Origin of the sequence: Flavobacterium cutihirudinis, from assembly GCF_003385895.1 — a bacterium.
GTDB classification, from domain to species: Bacteria; Bacteroidota; Bacteroidia; order Flavobacteriales; family Flavobacteriaceae; genus Flavobacterium; species Flavobacterium cutihirudinis.
Genome location: NZ_QRDQ01000007.1, coordinates 107,158 through 133,990, shown reverse-complemented (window position 1 = coordinate 133,990; position 26,833 = coordinate 107,158). Strand labels below are relative to the sequence as shown.

The window sequence follows — 26,833 nt, the reverse complement described above, 5'->3', positions numbered from 1 at the left end:
TCCACAAAACAAAAATTTCCACAAAAAAATATCAGTAGAAAAAGAAAGTTCCGGTAGGAACAAAATATCGGTAGAAAAAATTTTGACGCATATTTTTTTGTCCCGTAGGGACTACACATTTTTACATCTTCATTTTTAACTTTGTATCTTTGCCCAAATTATTGAAGAAAAAATGCGAATTGACATAATTACCCTTTTACCTGAATTATTAAGAAGCCCGTTTGAGGCTTCGATTATGAAACGTGCCATTGACAAAGGTTTAGTCGAAGTACATTTTCACAATCTTCGTGACTACAGTACCAACAGACAAAAAAGTGTTGATGATTACCCCTTTGGTGGCGGTGCAGGAATGGTAATGACGATTCAGCCAATTGATGACTGTATTACACATTTAAAAAGTCAGCGCGATTATGATGAAATTATTTATATGTCGCCTGACGGAGAAACGCTGAATCAAAAAATGGCCAACACAATGTCGATGTATGAAAACATAATCATCTTATGCGGACATTATAAAGGTGTTGACCAAAGAGTAAGAGATCATTTTATTACTAAAGAAATTTCTATTGGCGATTATGTTTTATCTGGCGGAGAGTTAGGCGCTATTGTTTTATCTGATGCCTTAATTAGATTAATTCCCGGAGTTTTAAGTGACGAAACCTCTGCTCTGACAGATAGTTTTCAGGATAATTTGCTTTCTGGGCCGATATATACAAGACCCGCAGATTATAAAGGATGGAAAGTTCCAGAAGTCTTAACCAGCGGTCATGCTGCCAAAATTGATAAATGGCGCGAAGACAAAGCGTTTGAACACACAAAAAATAGACGTCCCGATTTGCTAGAAGAATAAGAGTTGTGAAATTTTGGTATTTTTCATACATTTAACACACTGAAAAACAATTATTTAAAATCATTTTATAATTAATTCAAAAAATAAATTTATGAAAGAAGTAATCTTAAAATTGACTTTCTGCTTGGCATTATTAATTTCTTCGGCAGGTTTTGCACAAGGTTTCAACAAAAAAACACTAACTGCGGCATTAGGAGCAACGCAAGGAGTTTCTTTAGACAACAAACAAAAAAATGCATATGACAAGGCTAATGCCGATCTTGTTGCTGGATTGACAGATCTCGATAAAAAAAATCTCTCTAAAAAGGAACGAGACAGTCAAATAGACAATTTGTTTGACAAGAGAGACAAAAGCCTGGCCTCCTCTTTAGGAGCTGACAAATACTCAGATGTGAAGAAAAAAACGGATAAAAACATAAATTCCGTGAAACGGAAAGTAAAATTAGCCAAGTTAGTTATCTAATTAAAAATTAGCATTTTACATTAAAACCAAGACTTAAAAAATAATTTACAATTTATAATTCATAATTTATAATTATTTTTTACATTTGCACCCGAATTAGACTAACCTCTGGCGAGATCCGTGAATGTTACTCTATATAAAACTATAATAATAAAATTATCATGGCAGATTTATTAAAGTTCGTTCAAAACGAATTCGTTGCTAAAAAAGATTTCCCTGTATTTGGAGCTGGAGATACTATCACAGTTTTCTACGAAATTAAAGAGGGTGAAAAAACAAGAACTCAGTTTTTTAAAGGAGTTGTTATTCAAAGAAGAGGTTCTGGTAACACAGAAACTTTTACAATCCGTAAAATGTCTGGAGCTATTGGAGTTGAGCGTATCTTCCCAGTAAACTTACCAGCTTTACAAAAAATTGAAATCAACAAGAAAGGTGCTGTACGTAGAGCTAGAATTTTCTACTTCAGAGAACTTACTGGTAAAAAAGCTAAGATTAAAGATAAAAGAAGATAATCATTTATCAATCTGTTATAAAAAACTCGTTTCATATTGCTTGAAACGAGTTTTTTTTATGCCTTTATTTCAGTCAATATCAAAACCGTAATTTTTTAATATCAAAATCATCGATTTGACAATTTAACAAGCACGAAATAACAATCTGCTAAATCCTCCATTTCTAAACAAAACTACACCGATTTCGGACTGTTTTTATTATATTTGCTCCGCTCGTTTTGAGCCGACTATACTTTTCATATCGTCATCCTTTGACGACACGCTTATAAAAAAAAAAAAAAAATGACACAGAATTCAAAAATTTTTTACACCTTAACTGATGAGGCGCCATTATTAGCGACTTATTCGTTGTTACCAATTGTGCAGGCGTTTACTTCTACAGCAGGTATCGCTATTGAAACCAGAGACATCTCTCTAGCAGGAAGAATTTTATCAAACTTTCCTGAATCATTGACAGATGCTCAAAAAACAGGAGATGCTCTTGCTGAACTTGGCCAACTAGCTACAAAACCTGAAGCTAACATCATCAAATTGCCAAACGTTTCTGCATCTGTACCACAATTAAAAGCAGCTATCGCTGAATTACAATCTCACGGATACAATGTTCCTAATTTCCCAGAAGATCCTCAAACGGATGCTGAAAAAGAAATTAAAGCAAAATATGCAAAAGTTTTAGGTTCTGCCGTAAACCCGGTTTTACGTGAAGGAAACTCAGATCGTAGAGCTCCAAGAGCCGTTAAAAACTTTGCAAAAGCAAATCCGCATTCTATGGGTGCTTGGTCTGCTGACTCAAAAACTAAAGTGGCTTCTATGCCAAACGGTGATTTCTACGGAAGTGAAAAATCACTTACTGTTGCTGAAGCTAATGATGTAAAAATCGAATTCGTTGCTAAAGACGGCACAACAACTGTTCTAAAAGCAAGTACGCCGCTAAAAGCTGGAGAAATTATTGACAGTGCTGTTTTAAGCGTTAAAACATTAAAATCTTTTGCTGCTGAAGCAATTGCTGAAGCTAAAGCTGCAGGAGTTTTACTTTCTGTGCACTTAAAAGCTACAATGATGAAAGTTTCAGATCCAATTATCTTTGGCGCTATCGTTGAAGTATATTTTGCTGATCTTTTCAAAAAATATGAGGCTTTATTTGCTGAATTAAACATCGACACTAGAAATGGTTTAGGTGATATCTATGCAAAAATCGCTGGAAGACCTGAGCAAGCTGAAGTTGAAGCTGATATTACTAAAGCTATCGAAAACGGACCAGCTCTTGCAATGGTTAATTCTGATAAAGGAATTACAAACTTACACGTTCCTTCTGACGTAATTGTTGATGCTTCTATGCCAGCAATGATCCGTACTTCTGGACAGATGTACAACAAAGAAGGAAAACAACAAGATACAATCGCAGTTATTCCAGACCGTTCTTACGCTGGAGTTTATACTGCAACAATCGACTTCTGTAAAAAACATGGTGCTTTTGATCCAAAAACAATGGGAAGTGTTCCAAACGTTGGATTAATGGCTCAAAAAGCAGAAGAATACGGATCTCACGATAAAACTTTCCAAATGAAAGCTGACGGTGTTGTTCGTGTTGTCGATGCAAACGGAACTGTTTTAATGGAACAAAACGTTGAAACTAATGATATTTTCAGAATGTGTCAGGCAAAAGACGCTCCTATTCAGGACTGGGTTAAATTGGCTGTAAACAGAGCTCGTTTATCTAGCACGCCGGCTGTTTTCTGGTTAGACGAAAACAGAGCGCACGATAGAGAATTAATCGCTAAAGTTCAAAAATATCTTAAAGATTACGATACTACAAACTTAGATATCCGTATTTTAAACCCAATCGCTGCAACTGAATTTACTTTAGACAGAATCATCAAAGGTTTAGATACTATTTCTGTAACAGGAAACGTTTTACGTGATTACTTAACAGATTTATTCCCAATTTTAGAATTAGGAACTTCTGCTAAAATGTTATCTATCGTTCCTTTAATGAACGGTGGTGGATTGTTCGAAACTGGTGCTGGAGGATCTGCTCCTAAACACGTTGAGCAATTTACAGAAGAAGGTTACTTACGTTGGGATTCATTAGGAGAATTTTTAGCTCTTGGTGCTTCTTTAGAGCATTTAGGACAAACTTTAGACAATTCTAAAGCAATTGTTTTATCTGAAACTTTAGATCAAGCTAACGATAAATTCTTGGCAAATGACAAATCTCCAGCACGTAAAGTTGGTCAGATTGACAACCGTGGATCTCACTTTTACTTAGCTTTCTATTGGGCTCAGGCTTTGGCTGCTCAAAATAAAGATGCTGAATTAAAAGCGATCTTCACTCCAATCGCTGCTGAATTTGAAGCTAACGAAGCTAAAATCGATGCTGAACTAATTGGTGCACAAGGAAAACCTCAAACTCTTGGAGGATACTACCAACCAACTCCAGAATTAGTAAGCAAAGCAATGCGTCCTAGCGAAACATTCAATGCTATTATTGCTAAAATAAAATAGTCGAAAACATTGCTTTTCGAAAAACAATTATAAAAAGGACAACTCAAAAAGTTGTCCTTTTTTTATCTTAACTAATGTTTAACAATAGTTTCGTAATAATATTTAGTAAGAATTATTATCTATGTATATCAAAACCAAAACGATGATTGCAAAAAAAATCAGTTTACTTCTACTTATTATTTTCAGCACATTTACCTCTTTTGCTCAGGAAAAATTCACATTAAGCGGTATCGTTAAAGACTCCAAAAACAATGAAACCTTAATTGGCGTTAACATTTATATTCCGGCCTTGAAAATCGGCACCACCACAAATGAATACGGTTTTTATTCCTTAACAATTCCTCAAGGCGAACATCAAATCGAAATTAGTTATGTTGGATATCAAACCATCCAGCAAACTATTTCCTTAAATCAAAACACAAAAAGTAATTTTGCAATTAACGAAGGCGGCGAAGAACTTCAGGAAGTTGTTATTACAGATAAAAAAGGCCGAATTAATATCAAATCGCCTGAAATGAGTACCAACAAACTATCAATTGCAACCATAAAAAAAATGCCCGTTGTATTGGGTGAAGTAGATGTTTTAAAATCTATTTTGCTTCTTCCGGGTGTAACGAATGCCGGCGAAGGCGCATCGGGATTCAATGTACGAGGCGGTGGCGCTGATCAGAATTTAATCTTGTTAGACGAAGCTACCATATTTAATTCTTCGCATGTTTTTGGTTTTTTCTCCGTGTTTAATCCTGACGCTATCAAAGATTTAAAATTATACAAAGGCGGTATTCCGGCACGCTTTGGCGGAAGAGCTTCTTCCGTTTTAGATATCTATCAAAAGGACGGAAGCAGTAAAAATTTTCATATGAATGGCGGAATTGGATTAATCTCAAGCCGTCTTTTAGCTGAAGGTCCTTTGGTAAAAGATAAAGGCTCGTTTTTAATTGGCGGAAGAGCTTCGTATGCGCATTTATTTTTAAAATTATCTGAAGACCAAAAAGATAATTCGGCTTATTTTTATGATTTGAATGCTAAATTAAGTTACAAACTAAACGACAATAACAGCTTATATCTTTCAGGTTATTTTGGACGCGATGTCTTCAGTTTAAATAAAAGCTTTACCAACATTTACGGAAATTCGACTTTAAATCTTCGTTGGAATCATTTGTATTCAGATAAATTATTCTCGAATTTATCTTTAATCTATAGTGATTATTATTACGGTCTTGATTTGGATTTCGTAGGATTCAAATGGGATTCAGGAATCAAAAATTACAATATTAAATACGACTTTAAACATTATATTACTGATAAACTCAAACTGAATTATGGTCTTAATGGAATTTATTATGAGTTTAATCCAGGAACCATTAAACCAACTGGTGAAGACTCAGGGATTAATCCTGATCAGTTAGATAAAAAATATGCTTTTGAACCTTCTTTATATATAGATGCAGAAAGTCAGCTTTCAAAAAAAATAAACGTTTCATACGGGTTACGATATAGTTTATTCTATCGTTTAGGTCCGTCAACTGTGAATTTGTACGAAAACAACAATCCGGTTTTGTTTAATACCGATATGGGAATTTATGAAAAAGCAACTCCTATTGGAACCGAATATTACAGCAAGAATAAATCAATTAAAAATTATAACAATTTAGAGCCTCGATTTGCAATTTCATATCAGCTGAATGATGATCAGGCTGTAAAGGCAAGTTATAACAGAATGGCGCAATATCTGCAATTGATTTCAAACACTTCATCTCCTACTCCGCTGGATGTCTGGACGCCTAGTGATAATTATATTAAACCTCAAATTGCAGATCAGGTTGCTCTGGGGTATTTTAGAAATATAAAAAATGGTGCATATTCTGTAGAGGTTGAAACCTATTATAAAGAAATTCAAAACCGCCTTGATTACATAGATGGAGCTAATTTGATTGCAAATGACGCAATTGAACAAGTCATCTTAAATGGGCAGATGCGCTCTTATGGTCTTGAAATTATGTTTAAGAAAAATGAAGGCCGCTTTAATGGATGGGTTTCGTATACACTTTCGAAATCAGAGCAACAAACTCCAGGAAGAACTCCTGAAGAAACCGGAATCAATAATGGCCAATGGTATAGTTCTGCTTACGATAAAACCCATAATTTAGCGATTACTTCTGCCTATAATCTGAATGATAAATGGTCTTTTGGTGCTAATTTTGCCTTACAATCCGGACAGCCAGTTACGTATCCTAACGGACAATACGAGTATTTAGGCATTACAGTTCCAAGTTACGGATTAAGAAATGAAAATCGCTTACCCGCATATCATCATTTAGATATCTCTGCCACTTTAACACCAAGAAGCAATAAAGACAGAAACTGGAAAGGCGAATGGGTTTTTAGCATCTACAACTTATACAATCGAATGAATGCTGCTTCGATAAATTTCAGACAAAATATGGATACTGGTGCCAATGAAGCAGTAAAAACTTCCATTTTCGGAATTGTACCAGCTGTTAGTTATAATTTCAAATTTTAAAAATTTATTTCTCAGAAAGAAAAAAGATACATCATGAAAAAATTAAACTTCATAATTGCGTTTTTCATTTCCATTCTCTTCATCAGTTGTGAGGAAGTTGTTGATGTTGATCTGGATACTGCACCGCCCAAATTAGTAATCGAAGCCGCAATTAATTGGCACAAAGAAACAAGCGGAAACCAGCAAACAATAAAACTTACAACGACTACAGGTTACTTTCAGAACGTAATTCCTGTTGTTTCCGGCGCAACGATTTTTATAAAAAATAGTAAAGACGAAAAGTTCAATTTTATTGAAGTTCCAAAAACCGGTCGATACATTTGTAATAATTTCAAACCGGAAATCGACGAAACTTATACTTTGACTGTAATAAATAACGGAATTGTCTACACTGCGACCGAAACATTAAAATCTGTCGCGCCAATTACAAGAATTGAGCAGAATAATGAAGGAGGCATCACTGGAAAAGACATCGAAGTAAAAGCTTTTTATACTGATCCTGCAGATAAAGAAAATTATTATTTATTTAAATACACTTATTCAAATAAAGTAACCGCAAACTTTTACGTTTCTGAAGATAAGTTTTATCAGGGCAATGAAATTTTCAGTCAGTCTGATGATGATGATTTAGAACCTGGTAATAATATCGAAATAACCCACATTGGAATCTCAAAACAATATTACAACTATATGAGTATTCTGGTAAGTATCGCAGGCAGCAATGTTGGAGGTCCTTTTCAGTCTCCTCCTGCAACTGTAAAAGGGAATATTATCAATACTAAAGACAAAGCAGATTATCCTTTGGGATATTTTTCTCTTAGTGAAACGGACACAAAAAAATATACTATTCAATAAAACTGCAAAATGGAAGCCCATATCAAAATACTTACCGAGAAAAAACTTATTGGAAAACATATTTCAATGTCTTTTATGGAAAACAAAACCTTTCAGCTATGGAGCGGTTTTATGCCAAGAAGAAAGGAAATCAAAAACATGACAGACAATACTTTATATTCATTGGAAGTATTCTCTAAAAATCATTTCGACAATTTTGATCCAAGTCAGGACTTTCAAAAATGGGCTGCGGTAGAAGTTCGCGATTTTGATTCTGTTCCGGATGAAATGGAAACTTTGGTTATTCCTACCGGAATTTATGCTGTTTTTCTGCATAAAGGATCACAAACCGAAGCGCACACAACCTATCATGAAATTTTTGCTGAATGGTTGCCAAAATCAGGATATACAGTTGATGACCGACCACATTTTGCTGTAATGGATGAAAGATACAAAAAAGACGATCCTTCGTCTGAAGAAGAAATCTGGATTCCGATAAAAAATAGAGACTAATCTTAAAAATCCATGTTTATATGAATTATAAAAATTATTCAAATGAAGATCTCGAAGAAGCATATACAACAATGATGGATTATTCTGGAAAAGCCAGCAAAGAAATTCTTGTTGAAATTGACAACAGAGGTGGAATTGATATTTTTTTATCTACCTTAGAATTCAATAAACTTAATAAAAAAGAAATAAATAGAATAACTGCTGAAGTTTACTCCATGAGCAATGATTATTCTGACTTGGATTTCATAAAGCAATTTATAAAATCTGACGTCTTAAATCATGATGAATTAAATGAATTGATTGAACTAAAGTTTAATGAACATCTAGCAATTTTGACAGACAGAACAATCAATCAGAAAACAATTTATGGAAGTTTAGCTGGAATGGCAGTTGGAATTATTCTTAGTTTAATATTTTATATTTTAATTCTTTCTCTTTTTGGGAAAATTGTATACTTTCCTATAATTGGAGTGTACTTTATTTGCTACCAAACAATTAAACTAATAACAAAGCAAACACGCGATAATACTTTTGTTTTTTTAGCCTCACTCGCAGGTACAATAATTACATTGCTTTGTTTGTTCTTTTTATATCGTTAATAAAAAAACATTATGCTGATTGAAACGCTAAAATCACTTTATAATCGAGATCTCAATAAATTAAAACTCGAAATCGAATCCTACCAAAACGAAAGTCAGATTTGGAAAATTGATAAAAATATCTCCAATTCGGCAGGAAATCTTTGTCTGCATTTAATTGGAAATCTCAACACTTATATTGGAGCAGAAATTGGAAAAACAGGTTATATCCGAAACCGTCCTTTAGAATTTTCTTTAAAAGATATACCTAAAAAAGAACTAATCAATAAAATTGAAGAAACAATTATTATTGTAAATAATGCACTTGATTCTTTAACTGAAACTGATTTAGAAGCGATTTATCCCCAAATAGTTTTTGAAAAAGAAATGACAACCGGCTTTTTTCTTATTCATCTCTCAACACATTTGGCCTATCATTTAGGACAAATTAATTATCATCGAAGACTCATTATTTAAGATTTTCGATTTATTTAAAAATTCTAAGATCAAAAATCGTTAATCAGAAATCAAAAATCTCTTTCTTTGCAATACATTCAAAAAAACTCACATGTCATCACACCATATAGTTCGCGACGATCAGGAACCTGCTTTAATAATTGCCAATGGCGCGGCCTGCAATCCCGAATTATTAGGGCAATTGCTAGAATGGTCGCCACTTGTTGTAGTTCTTGATTCTGCAATTGAACGTGTTATTGAATTAGGCATAAAAGTCGATGTGCTTTTGGGAGATTTTGACCGTGGTTTTGATCCAGAAATCTATAAAACTTCACAATATCCAATAGAAATTATTCATACGCCAGATCAAAATAAAACAGATTTAGAAAAAGCATTTGATTATTTAATCGAAAGAAAAATTCCGGCCGTAAATGTAGTTTGGGCAACCGGAAGACGCGCCGATCACACTATTACAAACCTTACTAATATTGTTCGTTATCGCAATTTACTGAAAATTGTTATTCTTGACGATCACTCAAAAATATTCTTACTGCCAACGAAATTCGAAAAATGGTATACGGCAAAAACGCCAATTTCACTTATTCCAATTGGTGTTGTAAACGGAATTTATTCCACCAATTTGAAATACGAATTACAAAACGATACGCTCACAATGGGTTACAGAACAGGAAGTAGTAATTCTGTTGAACAAGACGGACTTGTAACAATCTCACATCTTCAAGGTGATCTTTTATTGATGGAATGTTTTGATTAATGTCATTCTAAGAAGTTAAAAAATTAGGAGCTGATACCTGCTGTCCGCTATATCTTTTGCGGCGAACCCCGCCACAAAAGGATGCCGCTCCCATCAGGGCTAGGGCAATCGGTTTCATAATGAACTTTTCTAATAAAGGAATACCTATCTTTGCACGAAATCTATGAAAATGAAAGCAAACGATAATTCACAAAAAGACAATTTACATCCAAGAAATCTGCATCGCTCACGATATGATTTTGAACTTCTTATTAAAAATTGTCCCGAATTAAAAGCGTTTGTTTCTATAAACAAATACGGAATCGAAACCATTGATTTCAGTAATCCACTTGCTGTAAAGGCTTTAAATAAAGCTTTATTGCAGACCTATTATGATATTCAAAACTGGGATATTCCGAAAAATTATCTTTGCCCGCCAATCCCTGGAAGAGCAGACTATATTCATTACATCGCCGATTTATTAGCTGAAAGCAACAACAATCAAATTCCGCAAGGAAATTCTGTTTTAGGATTAGATATCGGTACTGGTGCCAATCTCATTTATCCAATTTTAGGAAACGCTATTTACAATTGGAGTTTTGTTGGTACGGATATCGACAAAAAAGCAATTGAAAACTGCAGTAAAATTATTGAAAACAATCCGAAATTAATTGATGCGATTAGTTTACAACAACAAACTGAATCTCGTTTTATTTTCAAAAACATTATTATTCCCGAAGACCGATTCACTTTTACGATGTGCAATCCTCCTTTTCATGCTTCCGCAGAAGAAGCGAACAAAAGCGCTTCAAGAAAAGTTTCCAATCTAAAAGAAAAGAGAAGCACAAATCCTGTTCTGAATTTTGGCGGTCATAATGCTGAATTATGGTGCAACGGCGGCGAAATTGGATTTGTTACACAAATGATTTACGAAAGTGCAAAATACACCTCACAATGTTTGTGGTTTACAACTTTGGTTTCAAAACACGAAAATCTTTCTTCTATTTACAAAATATTAAAAAAAGTAAATGCCGTTTCAGTAAAAACAATTGAAATGTCGCAAGGGCAAAAAAACAGTCGTATCGTGGCTTGGTCTTTTTTAAGTGAAGTACAACAAAAATCATGGAAACTTTAAGAATTATTAAGTCTTCATATTAAATTTTGTTTTGTAACTTCGAGTAAATTATAGTATTATGAATACCCTTCAGCTCAAAAATATCCTGATTTCTGAAATCGAAAAGATTGATGATGATACTTTTTTATCAGCATTAAAAACGATTTTAGACAGTCGAAAAACTTCTCCTAAAGAATATTTGGAACAATACAATAATGAGCTAAAAGTTGCAGAAGAGGATATTGAAAAAGGTAATTTTTATTCTCATGATGATGCCAAGAATAAAATAGAACAATGGAAAAAAAAATAATTTGGTCCAAAACTTCTTTAAGGCAGCTTGAAAAAATTTACTTCTATTTATTTAAAGAAACTAAAAGCAAAAACATTCCGGATAAAATAATTGATTCTCTTTATAACTCAGTTTCAATTCTAGGTACAAATTGGGAAATATACGAATTGGATGAATTAAAAATTCCAAATCATATAAATTACCGCGCTTATGAAATTTATAATTATCGCATCTCATACAAAATAACTTTAAAGGAAATTCACATTCTAAGAATTCGACACACAAGTCGAAATCCTAAAAAGTTATAAGTTCATTTTAGCATTCTTGATTTTAAGCTCCAACTCTTGATTATATAGTTTTGTTTTGCTACATTTATTTAAACTATTTAATATCAAGACTATGGCAGAATATGTTGGTTATCTCGCATCTGTTTTTATTGTTGGAGGATTTTTATTGAAAAACCTAAGAGCAATTCGGTTCATTAATATGTTTGGCTGTATCTGCTTTGTCATTTATGGTGTATTTTTAAATGATTATAGAGATTTCAATCAATGGCTTTGGCCCGTGATTATCCCTAATGCAATTTTAGCATTTGTGCAGATTTATTATCTGACGTCAAAAAGTACTGAATCTTAAAATTTTGATATTTTAGATAAAAATTTTGAAACTTCTTCGAAATTAGATTGTTGTACCTTTAAATTAAATTGAATTTTATGAGTACTTCAAAAACGTTCGTTGGTTTATTCCTTATTATACTACTTGCTGGTTGCGGATCTTCAAAAGAAACCAAATTTGAAGATTATGTTTTTAAAACCAAAAGCGACAAACAAAATTACATTGCTTCTTACGATAAAGCTTTAAAGCTTTATGAAATTCCATACACAGAAGAAGATGTAAAAACCACTTTTGGGATCGCTCACGTTATTATTGCAGGGCCAAAAAGCGGAAAAGATCTTGTGCTACTTCACGGTATGGACGCCAGTTCTACGATGTGGTATCCAAACATTAAAACTTTAGCCAAAAATCATCGCATTTATGCCATCGATTTTTTGATGGAACCCAATAAATCTACTTTAACAGCAAAATCGCTTTCATCTGAAGATATTGTGGTTTGCTATAACGAAATTTTCAATCATTATAAATTAAAGAAATTTGATATTGTCGGCGCTTCACGCGGAGGCTGGATTGCAACATTATTAGCGGTTCAAAAAAACAATTCAATTGATAAAATTGTACTGCTAAGTCCAGCACAAACCTTTAAATTTATCGATAAACCCAGAAAAACATCTTCTGCCTTACTTTTAAAACTTTTCCCAAGTGAAAAGAAATTCAGCAAAACATTAAAAACATTTTCTACCCATCCGGAAAAAATTAGCTCTATTTATAACAGACAATTTTATTTAGCCAATAAATATGCTAAATCTAATTCTAGCATGCTTAAAATGACACCTTTTTCAGATAAAGAATTAGAATCGATTCAAAATCCGGTATTGGTTTTAATTGGCGATCATGATGTTATAAATTCGGAAGACAGTTTAGAACGGGCAAAAAAACATCTAATTCACAGTAAAACCGAAACAATTAAGGATGCGGGGCATTTTTTATCCATAGATCAATCGCAAATTGTGAATGATAAGATTAGTGATTTTTTACAATAATGTACAATGTGTAGTCCCTACGGGACAATTTTGTTGTGTGAAAACATTTTTTTCTACCGATATTTTCTACCGATATTAAACTCCTAACGGAGTAATTTGATGAAAATTAGATTCTAGCGGAATATTCATTTAAAAGTTTAATGTCGGAAGAAAATATCTGCCGGAAAAATATCGATCAAAACGCTACGAGATATCTTATTTGTAGTTTAATATTAGTCAAAAACAAAATTTATTTGTCAAATTGCTATAAAATATTCCGTTAGGAATTTAATATCGGTAGAAAAAATATCGTCCAAAACGAATGTCCCGTAGGGACTACACCATAAAATAATTCATGAAAATCCGTGTAATTCATGGCAATCCTATTTAGCTTTTTTATAGAATTCAAACTTCGTATCTTTACAAAACTAATCTTTCATCAGTAAGAAATGAATTTTCAAGTATCCTCAGAATATAGTCCAAAAGGAGATCAGCCTCAAGCCATACAAAAACTAGCACAAGGCGTAGTCGATGGAGAAAAATATCAAACTTTATTGGGAGTTACAGGATCTGGTAAAACTTTTACTGTTGCAAATGTTATTCAAGAAGTACAGCGCCCTACTTTGGTTTTAGCACATAATAAAACTTTGGCGGCACAATTATATTCAGAATTCAAGCAGTTTTTCCCAAACAATGCTGTTGAATATTTTGTTTCTTATTACGATTATTATCAGCCGGAAGCTTTTATGCCTGTAACCGGAGTTTTTATTGAGAAAGATTTATCTATCAATGAAGAATTAGAAAAAATGCGTTTAAGCACTACTTCTTCCCTACTTTCAGGCCGCCGCGATGTTTTGGTAGTCGCTTCCGTTTCTTGTTTGTATGGTATTGGAAATCCTGTCGAATTTCAGAAGAATGTAATTGAAATCACAAGGGATCAGGTTATTTCGAGAACAAAATTATTGCATAGTTTAGTTCAGAGTTTGTACGCCAGAACAGAAGCCGATTTTAATCCGGGAACATTCAGAATCAAAGGCGACACGGTCGAAGTATATCCAAGTTATGCTGATGATGCCTATCGAATTCATTTTTTTGGAGATGAAATCGAAGAAATTGAATCATTTGATGCTAAAACTTCCCAGGTTATTGAAAAATTCAAAAGACTTACAATTTATCCAGCCAATATGTTTGTGACTTCACCTGAAGTTTTGCAAGGTGCTATTTGGCAGATTCAGCAGGATTTAGTAAAACAAGTTGATTATTTTAAAGAAATAGGCAAACATCTGGAAGCCAAACGTCTGGAAGAAAGAACTAATTTCGATTTAGAAATGATTCGGGAATTAGGTTATTGTTCCGGAATTGAAAATTATTCCCGCTATCTTGACGGACGAGAAGCCGGAACACGACCTTTCTGTTTATTAGATTATTTTCCGAGTGATTTTTTAATGGTTGTTGACGAAAGCCACGTTACGGTTTCTCAAGTTCATGCCATGTATGGAGGTGATAGAAGTCGTAAAGAAAACCTGGTCGAATATGGTTTCCGACTCCCTGCAGCTATGGACAACCGTCCATTAAAATTTGAAGAATTTGAAGCCTTGCAAAATCAAGTTATCTATGTTTCAGCAACTCCTGCCGATTATGAGTTACAGAAATCGGACGGAATTTATGTCGAGCAAATTATTCGTCCAACCGGATTGTTGGATCCTATTATTGAAGTTCGTCCAAGTTTAAATCAAATTGATGATTTGATAGAAGAAATTCAGGTTCGATGCGAATTAGACGAACGTGTTTTGGTAACGACTTTAACAAAAAGAATGGCCGAAGAATTAGCCAAATATTTGACAAAAGTGAACATTCGCTGTCGTTATATCCATTCGGAAGTTGATACTTTGGAACGTATTGAAATTATGCAGGATTTACGAAAAGGTATTTTTGATGTTTTAATTGGGGTAAACTTACTTCGTGAAGGTCTAGATTTACCAGAAGTTTCATTAGTCGCCATTCTTGATGCCGATAAAGAAGGTTTTTTAAGAAACCACAGATCTTTGACCCAAACCATTGGACGTGCCGCAAGAAATTTAAATGGAAAAGCCATTATGTATGCCGATAAAATAACGGCCAGCATGCAAAGAACAATTGATGAAACCAATTACAGAAGAACAAAACAAATCAATTTCAACACTGCAAATAACATTACGCCACAAGCTTTAAATAAAAAAATCGACAGCGCGTTTACAAAAAACCCTTTGGTAGAATACGAATTAGGACATACTTTGCCAGCTGCAGCAGAACCCGAAACGAAGTATATGTCGAAAACTGAATTGGAAAAAATGATTCGTGAAAAACGAAAATCAATGGAAAAAGCGGCAAAAGAATTAGACTTTATGCAAGCTGCTAAACTTCGCGATGATATTAAAAAGCTTCAGGAACAGCTATCATAAAAAAAATACAACAACTTAAATATCAATTACTTAAAATAATTGTATAAATTTACATATCCATAATCTATCTGGGATTTCAGCCTTTCTTTTAAACTAGATAAATTATGAATACTAAATTTACTTTCACTATTGCTTCTCTCTTGGGTTCGATAGTATACAATTTCGGACAAGTTAAGCCTCAGCCCGCAAAAGAAAAAATTGTTGTTGATGAATATTTTGGGCAGAAAATAGAAGATGCATACCAATATCTCGAAAATCTCGAAGATCCAAATGTGGTAAATTGGATGAAATCTAATGCTAATTATGCCCGCGCAAAATTAGATGAAGTTCCAGAACGTCAAAATCTGATTAAAAAACTTAAAGAGCTTGATACCAGAAAAGAAAGTACCATCACAGATCTGCAAATTACTGAAAACAATCATTATTTTTATCTAAAACGAAATGCCAACGAAGAAAACGGCAAATTATATTTACGGATTGGTTACGAAGGAGCTGAAAAATTACTTTTAGATCCCGAAACTTATAAAAAATCCACTAAAGCCAATTACAATATCAGTTCTATTACACCCAATGAAAAAGGAGATAAAGTTGCTGTAGAGATTGCTGCAAGCGGTTCTGAAAATGCTGAATTACTAATTATAAACAGTGATGGTAAAGTTTATCCTGAAGTAATTGATCGGTGCTGGTTTAGTTCTCCATCATGGCTTCCGGATGGTAATTCTTTTACTTATGCAAGGTTAAATTCTTCAAATATTACAGATCCTAACAGACTATTAAACTCCAAAGTTTATTACCACGAAGTGGGAAAAGATGCAAACAAAGACATCGAATATTTTTCGAGCGCAACTAATCCCGAACTTAACATCGCTGCAGAAGAATTTCCATTTAATTATTTTCATAAAAATTCAAGTAAAAATTACGGACAAGTTGTAACAGTAGATAACAGAATTAAGTTATATACCACAGACTTAAAAAATAATTTTTCGCCTGCAAAATGGAAAATCTTAGTTGACAAAAAAGACGAAGTTATTAATTATCACGTCGACAAAGAATTCATTTACTATTTAACCTTTAAAAATGCACCCAATTTCAAAATTATTAAAGTTCCAATTGCACATCCTGAAATCGAAAATGCAACAAATGTAATCAATGAATCGAAATACGGAAATATTACCGATTTTGTTCTTACAAAAGATGGCTTGTATTATTCGCTTACAGTAAATGGAGTTCAGGCGAAAGTATATTTTTTACCGAAAGAAAAAACCAATCCCGTTGAACTAAAATTGCCATTTCAGTCTGGCGCAGCATCTTTTTTAAATATAAACGAAAATAAAAGCGAAATCTGGATTACGCTTACTGGCTGGACTTCGCCTAAAAAACGTTACTTATACAATCCGGAAACAAATAACTTTATTTATCAGCCTTTGTCAAAAGCTATAGAATATCCCGAATTTAAAGATATTATTTCCAAAGAAATTACAGTTACTTCTCATGATGGTATAAAACTTCCGGTTTCTCTTATATATAATAAAAACACCAAGCTCAACGGAGAAAATCCCGTTTTAATAATGGGATACGGAGCATACGGAGCTTCAATCGATCCTTATTTCAGCACTATGAATATGACGTATTGTGCTTATGGTGGAATTTATGTTATTGCACATGTCCGTGGTGGCGGCGAATTGGGAGAAACCTGGCACAAAGCCGGTTACAAAACAACTAAACCTAATACCTGGAAGGATTTAATCGCAACTGCCGAATATTTAATTCAGGAAAAATATACGTCATCCAAAAAAATTGCAATTTGGAGCGCAAGTGCCGGCGGAATTTTAATTGGAAGAGCCATTACTGAACGTCCTGATCTATTTGCAGCTGCCATTGCACAAGTTGGGGAATTCAATACAATTCGATCAGAAATAGCTCCAAATGGTCCACCAAATATTCCCGAATTTGGAACTGTAAAAGATCCTGTAGAATTTAAAGCTTTACTGGAAATGGATTCCTTTCATCATATTAAAAAAGGAACCGCATATCCGGCAACATTAATTACGGCAGGAATGAATGATCCGCGGGTTATTGCCTGGCAACCGTCAAAATTTGCAGCAGCATTTCAAAATGCCAATACATCTGATAATCCTATACTTTTCTTTACTGACTTTGAATCGGGACACGGAATGGGTGACAGCGTCACAAAAAACATTGAAAAAGCAAGTGACTTAGTGAGTTTCGCTTATACTTATACTGGGCATCCAAAATTTCAACCATCAAAAAATCAATCACAAATAAATAGCAAACTATAAAATCTAAAATTTTTTATGAACTAATTGTGTTGCTCCTGAAATACCTTGAGCAGCACTTTTGGGTCAATTAAGGCATTTGGTGCTTTTTCCATAAGATCCAAAACACGCTTTACAGCGCCTGGATTTAATCCCATTTCAATTGCAATTTGCTGAATTGCTTTTGCTTCTTTTTCGTGCAAAATACCGTCGCAATGCATAATCAATGCTAATCTGTAAAATTGCTGAATACGCTGAAATTCAGATTTGATCACTTTAGCAGTATATTCCTGATGAAATAAATCCTGAAAAAGAGCACGATCAATATTCAGTTCCTGAGCAACCAGCCATAAAAATTCCAGCTCGCGTTTATGCAATTGACCATCAACTGTCGAGAAAGCAATCATTTCTAAAAGTAAACTTCTCTTTTCTTCTTCGGTATTCATCAATTTATTATTTTTAGCTAAAATATCATATTTATAACTAAAACACAATAAACATGAATAGAGGACTTTTCTTTTTTGTTTTTCTTTGGATTACGTTCGGAAATGCGCAAGAAAGCACTGCTTCCAAAAATGTGTCTACTTTCAATCTGGAATCTCCTCAACTTAAAACCACCAAAAAAATATGGCTTTATCTGCCCGAAGATTATTCGGCTTCAGCCAAAAAAAGATATAGTGTAATCTATATGCATGATGCTCAAAATCTCTTTGATGCTAAAACCTCTTTTGTAGGCGAATGGAATATAGATGAAAAATTGGACAGTTTAAAAGCACCTGTAATTGTGGTGGGAATCGAACACGGAAATGACAAACGTATCGATGAATTAACGCCTTTCAAAAATGAAAAATACGGCGGCGGAAAAGCTGATGAATACCTGGATTTTATCGTAAATACCGTGAAACCATATATTGATAAAAATTACCGAACCAAAACAAAAGCTAAAAACACTACAATTATGGGAAGTTCTCTTGGCGGTTTGGTTTCTTTTTATGCTGGTGTAAAATATCCGGAAATCTTCGGAAATGTAGGCGCTCTTTCCCCTTCATTTTGGTTTTCGAATGAAATTTACACTTTTACCGAAAAGTCTCCAAAAATCAAAACCCGATTTTACTTTTTATGTGGAGATAAAGAAGATGAAAATATGGTAAATGATTTACATAAAATGGAAAAACTATTAGATAAAAATCGCTGTTATTGTCTCCATCTTACGAAAACCAAAATTGTTCCTGGCGGCGAACATAATGAAAAACTTTGGCGGGACGGATTTGTAAAAGCTGTCCTCTGGCTTGGTTATTGATCGAAAAAAAAATAAAAAAATAGCACAAATTATGAAACTAATTTTAAGAGAGTATAATTTAAAACTAAAACATACTTTCACGATTTCAAGAGAATCCATTGATTTTCAACCATCGTTAATTGTAGAACTTCAAAGTGATGGATTTTCGGGTTTTGGAGAAGCAACTTCTAATCCATACTACAATACTACTGTTGCCATCATGATGGAAGATTTGGAAAAAATCAGAGGAATTATTGAGGCGTCAGAAAATGAAACTCCCGAAGCATTTTGGTCTAAAATTCATCCATATTTAAAAGATGATATGTTTGCATTATGTGCGCTGGATTTGGCTTATAATGATTTGTATGCACGAAAAAAGGGCAAAAAACTCCTTGAGCTTTGGAATTATACCACTGAGAAAAATCCGTTGACGGATTACACAATTGGGATTGCTTCAATAGATAAAATGGTTTCAAAAATGCAGGAACTGCCTTGGCCTATTTATAAAATCAAATTAGGAACCAAGGAAGATATTGCTATCGTAAAAGAACTTCGAAAACATACAAATGCGGTTTTTAGAATTGACGCAAACTGCGGCTGGGGCGTCGAAGAAACAATAAATAATGCAATTGAACTGAAAAAACTAGGCGTAGAATTTCTTGAACAACCAATGAAAGCAGACAATTGGGAAGGACATAAAGAAGTTTTTAAACATTCCGTTCTTCCGATAATTGCTGATGAAAGTTGTATTATTGAGGAAGATGTCTCCAAATGTTTTAATCATTTTCATGGTGTAAATGTCAAATTGGTAAAATGTGGCGGATTAACTCCAGGCAAGCGAATGATTGAAGAAGCTAAAAAATTAGGTTTAAAAACAATGGTAGGTTGTATGACCGAATCGACAGTTGGAATTTCGGCAATAGCACATTTGCTTCCTCAATTAGATTACGTAGACATGGATGGTGCACTCCTTCTCGCAGAAGATATTGCTACTGGAGTTACTATTAAAGACGGTGTCGTGAGTTATTCTGAGCTTAACGGAACCGGAGTTACACTTTTATAAAAATGAAAGTCGAAAAATTTCCTGACCGAATTATTGAAGTTGACCAAAAAGAATATTTGTATTTTGGAGGAACTGCTTATTTGGGACTTCCAACACACAAGGAATTTCAGGATCTTGTCATCAATAATATACTGAAATGGGGAACTACTTATGGAAGTTCCAGAACCGCTAATATTCAATTGACGGCTTATGATGCAGGCGAAAACTTTCTGGCCTCTCACATAGGTTCAGAAAATACTGTAACAGTTTCATCAGGAATGCTGGCAGGAAAATTGGTTTTGGAAAAACTGAAAAAGGAAACGGACTGTTTTTTTCATTTAAATGAAATACATTCCGCTATTACGGTCGAAAATAGTTCGCCTGTATTTGTAAATCAGAAATTAAATGATCGTTTATTAAATACCGAATCTGAAAAGATTACGATTCTGACTGATGGCGTTCCTTCATTCGAGACAAAACCTGTTGATTTGTCTTTTTTAAATGAGATTTCGCATCAAAAAGAAATTACTTTAGTTATTGACGAATCTCATTCTCTGGGAATTATTGGTAAAAATGGCTCAGGAATATATTCCTCGTTTGAATATCTGATTAGTCAAAAAATCACTGTCTCTTCTTTAGGAAAAGCTTTTGGCTTAACTGGCGGCGTTATCGCAGGAAATGCACAATTTATAAAGGAAATAAAAGAACTTGAAACTTTTACGAGTGCCGCAGGAATGAATCCGGCCTTTGTGCAATCGCTTTCAGATGCTTCAGAAATATATCAAATTCAACATCAGAAATTACTAGAGAATTTGAATTATATCGATTCGATTCTTAATCAAAGTAATTTTATTAAGTTTGATAAAAAGTATCCTTTGATTTATTTATTAGCCGAAGAATTGGTCGATAAATTAAAAGCTGAAAAAATAATTATTGCCAGTTTCAAATACACTAAAGATTCAGAACCTTTGAACCGAATTGTAATCACAGCAAATCATTTAAAAGAAGATTTGGATAAACTTGTAAGCGTTTTAAATGATTTTAATTCTCGTTTTTAATCATTTTAAAAAACTACCTTTGCAAAAAGTAAATAATGAGTTTTAGGTTCAAGTAAAGATTGAAAAAACTTGAGACTTTAAACATGAAACAAAAATTATGACAAATAACGATATACTTAAAAAACTTCGCGTGGCTTTGATGCTCCGTGATGATCAAATAGTTGAAATTTTAGAATTAGTAGATTTTAGAATTTCAAAATCAGAATTAGGTGCTTTTTTCAGAGCTGAAGATCATCCTAATTATATGGAATGTGGTGATCAGGTTTTGCGTAACTTCCTGAACGGATTGGTAATTCATTTAAGAGGAACCAAAGAAAATCCAAAGAATCCAAATGATGTTTTAGCAAAACATAAAGCTGAGATTCCGAAGAAAGAAACGTCTAAAGAAAGACCAGAATTTAAAGCTGCTCCAAAAGACTCAGAAAAATACAGAGGTGATCAAAGTAAATCAAAATCAGGTTCATCAGCTGGAAAACCTAAAAAGAAAGCATTCCCAAAAGGAAATGGAAAACCAGTTGTTGTAGAAAAAGTGGTTTTCAAAAACGGGAAGAATAAAAAGTAATTGTACCACAAAAGGCGCTAAGAAATTTTCCAATCTGTACGATTATAAACGCAAAGTTCGCAAAGCTATATGGTTAAGGCTTTGCGAACTTTGCGTTTATAATGACAAAGAAAAGTAAATATCTTAGCGTCCTTTGCGGTTAAAATCATATTTTATTTTCTTCTACTTTTTCAAAAAAAGCATCTTTAAAAGTCGCGCCAATCGGTAACTCTTTTCCATTTATAAAAACAGAAAAATTATCTGTTGATTCAATATGCTTTAAAGAAATAATATGCGATTTATGAATCTGTATAAAATCATTTTCAGGAAGCGATTCAATTACATTTCTTAAAGACGAATGCGTAATAATCTGCTGTTTTGAAGTATGAATGCAAACGTAATTCTGCAGACTTTCTACATACAAAATATCGCTTAGAAAAACTTTCTGAAATTTGTTTTTCCCATCCGTTTTAATAAATAAAAAATCTATTGTATTGCTATGATTTGAAACAATAGTTTTAGGTTCCGAATTCAGTTTTGAAACCGCCTGATAAAATCGTTCGAACGAAATAGGTTTCAATAAATAATCAACTGCATTTAATTCAAATCCTTCTAAAGCAAAATCCGGATAAGCTGTTGTAAAAATTACTTTTATATCTTTTGAAATGATTCTTGAAATCTGCAAACCAGTTAATTGTGGCATTTGAATATCCAGAAAAATTACATCAACTGTTTGTGTATTTAAAAATTCTAATGCTTTTAATGAATCATTAAAAACTCCAACTTTTTCTAAGAAATTTACTTTTCCAATATAATTTTCAAGAATTCGTGTTGCAGGTGGTTCGTCGTCCACAATAATACATTTAAAAGCCATAAATTATTTTTTTAGTGGTATTTTTAAGTACGTTTTAAAGGTATTATTTTCCTCGGTTTTTTCAAGAATAAATTGGTTTTTATACATATATTCAAGTCTCTTGGTCAGATTTTCATAGCCAATTCCGGTCGAAGAATAATTTTCTCCATCTGCATTATAATTGAGTGTTGAAATCTCTAGAAATTTATCTTCTATATTGATTAAAATAACAGTTTTCTCTTCTTCAATATTCAGTTTTCCATGCTTAAAAACATTCTCCACAAAATGAATTAAAGCTGACGAAAGAATTTTTTCATTCGAATAATTTCCGATAACCGAAAAATCCAAATACAACTGATCTTCAAATCTTTTTTTCTGTAAATGAATATAGTTTTGAATAAACTGAATTTCTTTTGAGAGTACTGCTTCATCTTTATCCGTTTCGCTAATAACGTATCGAAGCAAATCAGAAAGCACTAAAATATCATCAGCCATTTCATCTTCTTTTATAACTAACTGACTGTAAAACGAATTAAGTGTATTAAACAAAAAATGCGGACTCACCTGTGCTTTCAGCATTTGAAATTCGGCTTTTTTGTTTTCCAAAAGCAATTCCTGATTTTGCTTTTGAGTGTGTTGAAACTCCCAAAACAAATAACTCAAAGTACTTAAAATAACAGCCGGTAAACCAAAGATAAAATTATCTTTAATATAAAATAATACTTCTCTGCCTTCTTCAGAATAGTTATGAATTCCAGTAAATTGAAACATAACCACTTCCTGAAAAAAGTATCTCACACCGGCAAAAATCAACAGAGAAAAAGGAATACTCAAAAAGTAAAAAAGAATTTTCTTTTTATTGAGAAACCAATTGCAGAATGTATAAAAATTGAAGACATAAACCACAAAAATAGAAAGCATAAAAGTCGATACAAGCCAGAAATAAACCGTGGTCAGTCGTAGCATTTCTATTCGATTGTTCATTCCGTAATCCCAAAGACAAAAAGTTAAAAATAGTCCGAGAAAAAGAATGATATGGTAATAGAAAGGAATTTTAAATTTCATAAATATCAGTTATGAGTTCAAAAATACGATTATGACATTAAAAGAAAATGGTATTTATATGAAACATCAATTTTTATACGATGAACACCTCAAAACTTTACACGAACATTTTGAAAGCAAAATTTCAGCAGTTGATCCAATGAAACTTGTAATTCATCAAAAATGAAAAAACAGCTTGAAATCTACCTCCATATTTGTAATGAATTTAAACACAAAATAACCATGCAAAAAATCATTTTATTACTAGTCCTTTTTACATTAAATCTATCATTTGCTCAAACTAAAAAGAAACAAATTCTGTTAATCGGAACTTTTCATTACGCAAATCCAGGACATGATATTTCCAAAATAAATACTTTTAATATAATGTCTGAAAAAAGTCAAAAGGAGCTCGAAATAATGAGTGACAAAATCAAAAAATTTGGTCCGGATAAAATATTTGTAGAATGGCAATACGCTAAACAAGCAGGATTAGATGAATTTTACAATAAAAACACAGACAGTTTATTTAAAAATAGCAAAAACGAAATTACACAGCTTGCACTTCGCACCGCAAAAAAACTAAAGCATAAAAAATTATATGGAATTGATTATCGCACTCGTTTCCCTTATGACAGTTTAATGATGTCAATGGAAAAAGCGAATCAGAAGGATTTAATGAAAAAAAATACGGCGACAACAGAAAAGTTTCAGAAAGATAATAATGAAAGAATGGCTAAAAGCTCTCTAACCGAACTTATGCTTTATTACAATGAAAAAGAACGCGATAATGAAGATATGCAATGGTATTTAGAAGTAGCCAACAGAGCTGGAAATCCAGACGATTTTACAGGAGCTTCTTTAGTTTCAAATTGGTACAAACGAAACTTATACATGTATTCTTTAATTCAGAAATTGACTGAAAGCAAAGACGAAAAAATAATGGTTTTGCTTGGTGCCAGCCATGTTACTATGCTAAGAGAATTTCTAGTACACGATTCAGAATTTGAAATCGTAGAATTGGCAACTGTTTTGAAATAATTAATTTAACCGTAAAGATATCTTAGCCACAGATTAAAAAGATTAGCACAGATTTTTAAAATCATTCTAATCTTTTTAATCTGTGGTTATATTTTATTTCCCAAAAAAATTAAAGCAGATTTTTTTTTATGCAGAATTTATTGTAGAGGCGCACGGCAGTGTATCTATGTCACGTAACCACATAGATAAACGTTGTGTAGACGCACTGCCGTGCGCCTCTACATTCACATGACTACATAAAAAATCACAAAACTTTTACGCGAATTTATTGTAGAGGCGCACGGCAGTGTGTCTATGTCACGTAACCACATAGATAAACGTTGTGTAGACGCACTGCCGTGCGCCTCTACATTCACATGACTACATAAAAAATCACAAAACTTTTACGCGAATTTATTGTAGAGGCGCACGGCAGTGTGTCTATGTCACGTAACCACATAGATAAACGTTGTGTAGACGCACTGCCGTGCGCCTCTACATTCACATGACTACATAAAAAATCACAAAACTTTTACACGAATTTATTGTAGAGACGCACGGCAGTGCGTCTACGTCATGTAATCACATAGATAAACGTTGCGTAGACGCACTGCCGTGCGCCTCTACAGATATACGTAACTTGAAAAAACAAAAAACTTTTACACGAATTTATTGTAGAAACGCACGGCAGTGCGTCTACGTCACGTAACCACGTAGATAAGCGTTGCGAAGACGCACTGCCGTGCGCCTCTACAGATATACGCAACTTGAAAAAACAAAAAAATCCCTCCGAGAATCGGAGGGATTTTCTATATAAATTGATTTCTTATTTAATTAAGAAAGAGCAGCTTTAACTTGGTCAGCAGCTTCTTGGAATTGAACTGCAGATAAGATTGGCATACCAGAGTTGTCAATTAATTCTTTTGCAATTTCAGCATTTGTTCCTTGCAAACGAACGATAATTGGCACTTTAATAGCGTCACCCATATTTTTGTAAGCATCAACAACACCTTGAGCAACACGGTCACAACGAACGATTCCTCCGAAGATGTTAATCAAAATAGCTTTTACGTTTGGATCTTTCAAAATAATTCTGAAAGCTGTTTCAACACGTTTAGCATCAGCAGTTCCACCAACGTCAAGGAAGTTAGCAGGCTCAAAACCAGCATATTTAATTAAATCCATAGTTGCCATTGCAAGACCAGCTCCGTTTACCATACATCCTACAGTACCGTCAAGGTCAACATAGTTTAGACCAACTTCTTTAGCTTCAACTTCGATTGGATTCTCCTCACGGATATCTCTCATTTCAGCATATTTAGGTTGTCTGTATAAAGCGTTATCGTCGATGTTAACTTTAGCATCAACAGCTAAGATTTTATTATCAGAAGTTTTTAAAACTGGGTTGATTTCAAACATAGAAGCATCAGAACCAATGTAAGCATTGTAAAGTGCGTCGATGAATTTAACCATTTCTTTAAAAGCATTTCCAGAAAGACCTAAATTGAAGGCAATTCTTCTAGCCTGGAAACCTTGTAATCCAACATTAGGATCAACTTCTTCAGTAAAGATTAAGTGTGGAGTATGCTCAGCAACTTCTTCGATATCCATTCCACCTTCAGTAGAATACATAATCATGTTGCGTCCTGTACCTCTATTCAATAAAACAGAAACATAAAACTCAGAAGTTTCGCTTTCTCCAGGATAATAAACATCTTCAGCAACTAAAATTTTGTTTACTTTTTTACCTTCAGGCGGAGTCTGAGGTGTGATCAATTGCATTCCGATGATTTGTTCTGCTAACTCTTCAACTTGCTGTAAGTTTTTTGCTAACTTAACTCCACCACCTTTTCCACGACCACCTGCGTGAATTTGTGCTTTTATTACGTGCCATCCTGTACCAGTTTCGGCAGTTAATTGTTTTGCAGCAGCTACAGCTTCAACCGCATTATTAGCCACAATTCCGCGTTGAACGCGTACTCCGTAACTTGCTAAAATTTCTTTTCCTTGATATTCGTGTATGTTCATAATATAGAATTTGTCTGGTTCTGAATTTATTTCAGAATAAAAGTGCGACAAAAGTAGCAAAATTCAACTTAATAGTAAAATCTTTTTCCAATTAAAAAATGAGCCAATTTGTTATTAATTTCATAATCTTTTTCAAAGCAAACAAATCGTTAAACAATTGCTTTGTTAATGTTAACTAAAAACTACTATATCGTTTGAGATTTAACAAAAAACCCTGCGGAT

The 26,833-nt window shown here is 33.4% G+C and carries 27 protein-coding genes; 23 read left to right on the top strand and 4 right to left on the bottom strand.

What is annotated here, in order from left to right:
* The first annotated feature begins 172 nt into the window (after positions 1 to 172).
* From trmD to BD847_RS00500, 17 genes are all read left to right on the top strand, one after another.
* Entirely contained in the window at positions 173 to 850 is a 678-nt protein-coding gene (gene trmD, locus BD847_RS00580) for a tRNA (guanosine(37)-N1)-methyltransferase TrmD (protein WP_115886332.1), read from the top strand.
* Positions 851 to 941: 91 nt separating this feature from the next.
* On the top strand, positions 942 to 1,313 hold the full coding sequence (locus tag BD847_RS00575; protein WP_115886331.1) for a hypothetical protein: 372 nt from the start codon (positions 942 to 944) through the stop codon (positions 1,311 to 1,313).
* Positions 1,314 to 1,474: 161 nt separating this feature from the next.
* Positions 1,475 to 1,825, top strand: coding sequence for a 50S ribosomal protein L19 (rplS, locus tag BD847_RS00570; RefSeq protein WP_035649165.1), 351 nt, complete (start codon positions 1,475 to 1,477; stop codon positions 1,823 to 1,825).
* 282 nt (positions 1,826 to 2,107) lie between these two features.
* On the top strand, positions 2,108 to 4,330 hold the full coding sequence (locus BD847_RS00565) for an NADP-dependent isocitrate dehydrogenase (RefSeq protein WP_115886330.1): 2,223 nt from the start codon (positions 2,108 to 2,110) through the stop codon (positions 4,328 to 4,330).
* Positions 4,331 to 4,472: 142 nt separating this feature from the next.
* Positions 4,473 to 6,854, top strand: coding sequence for a TonB-dependent receptor (locus BD847_RS00560; protein WP_115887300.1), 2,382 nt, complete (start codon positions 4,473 to 4,475; stop codon positions 6,852 to 6,854).
* Between the two features lie 33 nt (positions 6,855 to 6,887).
* Positions 6,888 to 7,709: a DUF4249 family protein gene (locus BD847_RS00555; RefSeq protein ID WP_115886329.1), complete on the top strand. Its 822-nt coding sequence runs from the start codon at positions 6,888 to 6,890 to the stop codon at positions 7,707 to 7,709.
* A gap of 9 nt (positions 7,710 to 7,718) precedes the next feature.
* Positions 7,719 to 8,201, top strand: a complete 483-nt coding sequence (locus BD847_RS00550) for a GyrI-like domain-containing protein (protein WP_115886328.1) — start codon at positions 7,719 to 7,721, stop codon at positions 8,199 to 8,201.
* Positions 8,202 to 8,221: 20 nt separating this feature from the next.
* Entirely contained in the window at positions 8,222 to 8,800 is a 579-nt protein-coding gene (locus tag BD847_RS00545) for a hypothetical protein (protein ID WP_115886327.1), read from the top strand.
* A gap of 12 nt (positions 8,801 to 8,812) precedes the next feature.
* Positions 8,813 to 9,256, top strand: a complete 444-nt coding sequence (locus tag BD847_RS00540; protein ID WP_115886326.1) for a DinB family protein — start codon at positions 8,813 to 8,815, stop codon at positions 9,254 to 9,256.
* A gap of 91 nt (positions 9,257 to 9,347) precedes the next feature.
* Positions 9,348 to 10,010 carry a thiamine diphosphokinase gene (locus BD847_RS00535; RefSeq protein WP_115886325.1) on the top strand — a complete coding sequence of 221 codons (663 nt, stop codon included), beginning with the start codon at positions 9,348 to 9,350 and terminating at the stop codon, positions 10,008 to 10,010.
* 169 nt (positions 10,011 to 10,179) lie between these two features.
* Positions 10,180 to 11,124, top strand: a complete 945-nt coding sequence (gene rlmF, locus BD847_RS00530; protein ID WP_115887299.1) for a 23S rRNA (adenine(1618)-N(6))-methyltransferase RlmF — start codon at positions 10,180 to 10,182, stop codon at positions 11,122 to 11,124.
* Between the two features lie 58 nt (positions 11,125 to 11,182).
* A complete protein-coding gene (locus BD847_RS00525) occupies positions 11,183 to 11,413 on the top strand; it encodes a hypothetical protein (RefSeq protein WP_115886324.1) in 231 nt (76 codons plus the stop codon).
* On the top strand, positions 11,398 to 11,700 hold the full coding sequence (locus BD847_RS00520) for a type II toxin-antitoxin system RelE/ParE family toxin (protein WP_115886323.1): 303 nt from the start codon (positions 11,398 to 11,400) through the stop codon (positions 11,698 to 11,700). Before BD847_RS00525 ends, BD847_RS00520 begins: the two co-directional genes overlap by 16 nt.
* Positions 11,701 to 11,791: 91 nt before the next feature.
* Positions 11,792 to 12,028 carry a uroporphyrinogen decarboxylase gene (locus BD847_RS00515; protein ID WP_115886322.1) on the top strand — a complete coding sequence of 79 codons (237 nt, stop codon included), beginning with the start codon at positions 11,792 to 11,794 and terminating at the stop codon, positions 12,026 to 12,028.
* Positions 12,029 to 12,105: 77 nt separating this feature from the next.
* Entirely contained in the window at positions 12,106 to 13,050 is a 945-nt protein-coding gene (locus tag BD847_RS00510) for an alpha/beta fold hydrolase (protein ID WP_115886321.1), read from the top strand.
* A 428-nt stretch (positions 13,051 to 13,478) separates the two neighbouring features.
* A complete protein-coding gene (gene uvrB / locus BD847_RS00505) occupies positions 13,479 to 15,470 on the top strand; it encodes an excinuclease ABC subunit UvrB (protein ID WP_115886320.1) in 1,992 nt (663 codons plus the stop codon).
* A gap of 104 nt (positions 15,471 to 15,574) precedes the next feature.
* Positions 15,575 to 17,770 carry a prolyl oligopeptidase family serine peptidase gene (locus BD847_RS00500; RefSeq protein ID WP_115886319.1) on the top strand — a complete coding sequence of 732 codons (2,196 nt, stop codon included), beginning with the start codon at positions 15,575 to 15,577 and terminating at the stop codon, positions 17,768 to 17,770.
* 20 nt (positions 17,771 to 17,790) lie between these two features.
* Here the strand turns inward: BD847_RS00500 and BD847_RS00495 are convergent, their stop codons facing one another.
* Positions 17,791 to 18,192: a helix-turn-helix domain-containing protein gene (locus tag BD847_RS00495; protein WP_115886318.1), complete on the bottom strand. Its 402-nt coding sequence runs from the start codon at positions 18,190 to 18,192 to the stop codon at positions 17,791 to 17,793.
* A 53-nt stretch (positions 18,193 to 18,245) separates the two neighbouring features.
* Here BD847_RS00495 and BD847_RS00490 point away from each other — a divergent pair, with 53 nt between their 5' ends.
* The 4 genes from BD847_RS00490 to BD847_RS00475 all read left to right on the top strand — a co-directional run bounded on the left by BD847_RS00490 (position 18,246) and on the right by BD847_RS00475 (position 21,687).
* Entirely contained in the window at positions 18,246 to 19,046 is an 801-nt protein-coding gene (locus tag BD847_RS00490) for an alpha/beta hydrolase (protein ID WP_115886317.1), read from the top strand.
* 31 nt (positions 19,047 to 19,077) lie between these two features.
* The gene (locus BD847_RS00485; RefSeq protein WP_115887298.1) at positions 19,078 to 20,088 is read left to right on the top strand and encodes a dipeptide epimerase; all 1,011 of its coding nucleotides are present in this window, start codon (positions 19,078 to 19,080) and stop codon (positions 20,086 to 20,088) included.
* Positions 20,089 to 20,090: 2 nt separating this feature from the next.
* Complete coding sequence (locus BD847_RS00480) at positions 20,091 to 21,125, top strand: aminotransferase class I/II-fold pyridoxal phosphate-dependent enzyme (protein WP_115886316.1); 1,035 nt, start codon at positions 20,091 to 20,093, stop codon at positions 21,123 to 21,125.
* A 97-nt stretch (positions 21,126 to 21,222) separates the two neighbouring features.
* Positions 21,223 to 21,687, top strand: a complete 465-nt coding sequence (locus tag BD847_RS00475) for a DUF1456 family protein (RefSeq protein WP_115886315.1) — start codon at positions 21,223 to 21,225, stop codon at positions 21,685 to 21,687.
* 145 nt (positions 21,688 to 21,832) lie between these two features.
* On the opposite strand, the gene BD847_RS00470 is transcribed toward BD847_RS00475, so the two are convergent.
* Positions 21,833 to 22,540: a LytR/AlgR family response regulator transcription factor gene (locus tag BD847_RS00470; protein WP_115886314.1), complete on the bottom strand. Its 708-nt coding sequence runs from the start codon at positions 22,538 to 22,540 to the stop codon at positions 21,833 to 21,835.
* A 3-nt stretch (positions 22,541 to 22,543) separates the two neighbouring features.
* Positions 22,544 to 23,584, bottom strand: a complete 1,041-nt coding sequence (locus BD847_RS00465) for a sensor histidine kinase (protein ID WP_115886313.1) — start codon at positions 23,582 to 23,584, stop codon at positions 22,544 to 22,546.
* A 31-nt stretch (positions 23,585 to 23,615) separates the two neighbouring features.
* Here BD847_RS00465 and BD847_RS21025 point away from each other — a divergent pair, with 31 nt between their 5' ends.
* Positions 23,616 to 23,750 (top strand): hypothetical protein, encoded by a 135-nt coding sequence (locus BD847_RS21025; protein ID WP_262511882.1) that lies wholly within the window; start codon positions 23,616 to 23,618, stop codon positions 23,748 to 23,750.
* A gap of 56 nt (positions 23,751 to 23,806) precedes the next feature.
* Positions 23,807 to 24,604 carry a DUF5694 domain-containing protein gene (locus tag BD847_RS00460; protein ID WP_115886312.1) on the top strand — a complete coding sequence of 266 codons (798 nt, stop codon included), beginning with the start codon at positions 23,807 to 23,809 and terminating at the stop codon, positions 24,602 to 24,604.
* 813 nt (positions 24,605 to 25,417) lie between these two features.
* On the opposite strand, the gene sucC is transcribed toward BD847_RS00460, so the two are convergent.
* Entirely contained in the window at positions 25,418 to 26,611 is a 1,194-nt protein-coding gene (sucC, locus tag BD847_RS00455) for an ADP-forming succinate--CoA ligase subunit beta (protein ID WP_115886311.1), read from the bottom strand.
* Positions 26,612 to 26,833 lie beyond the last annotated feature (222 nt).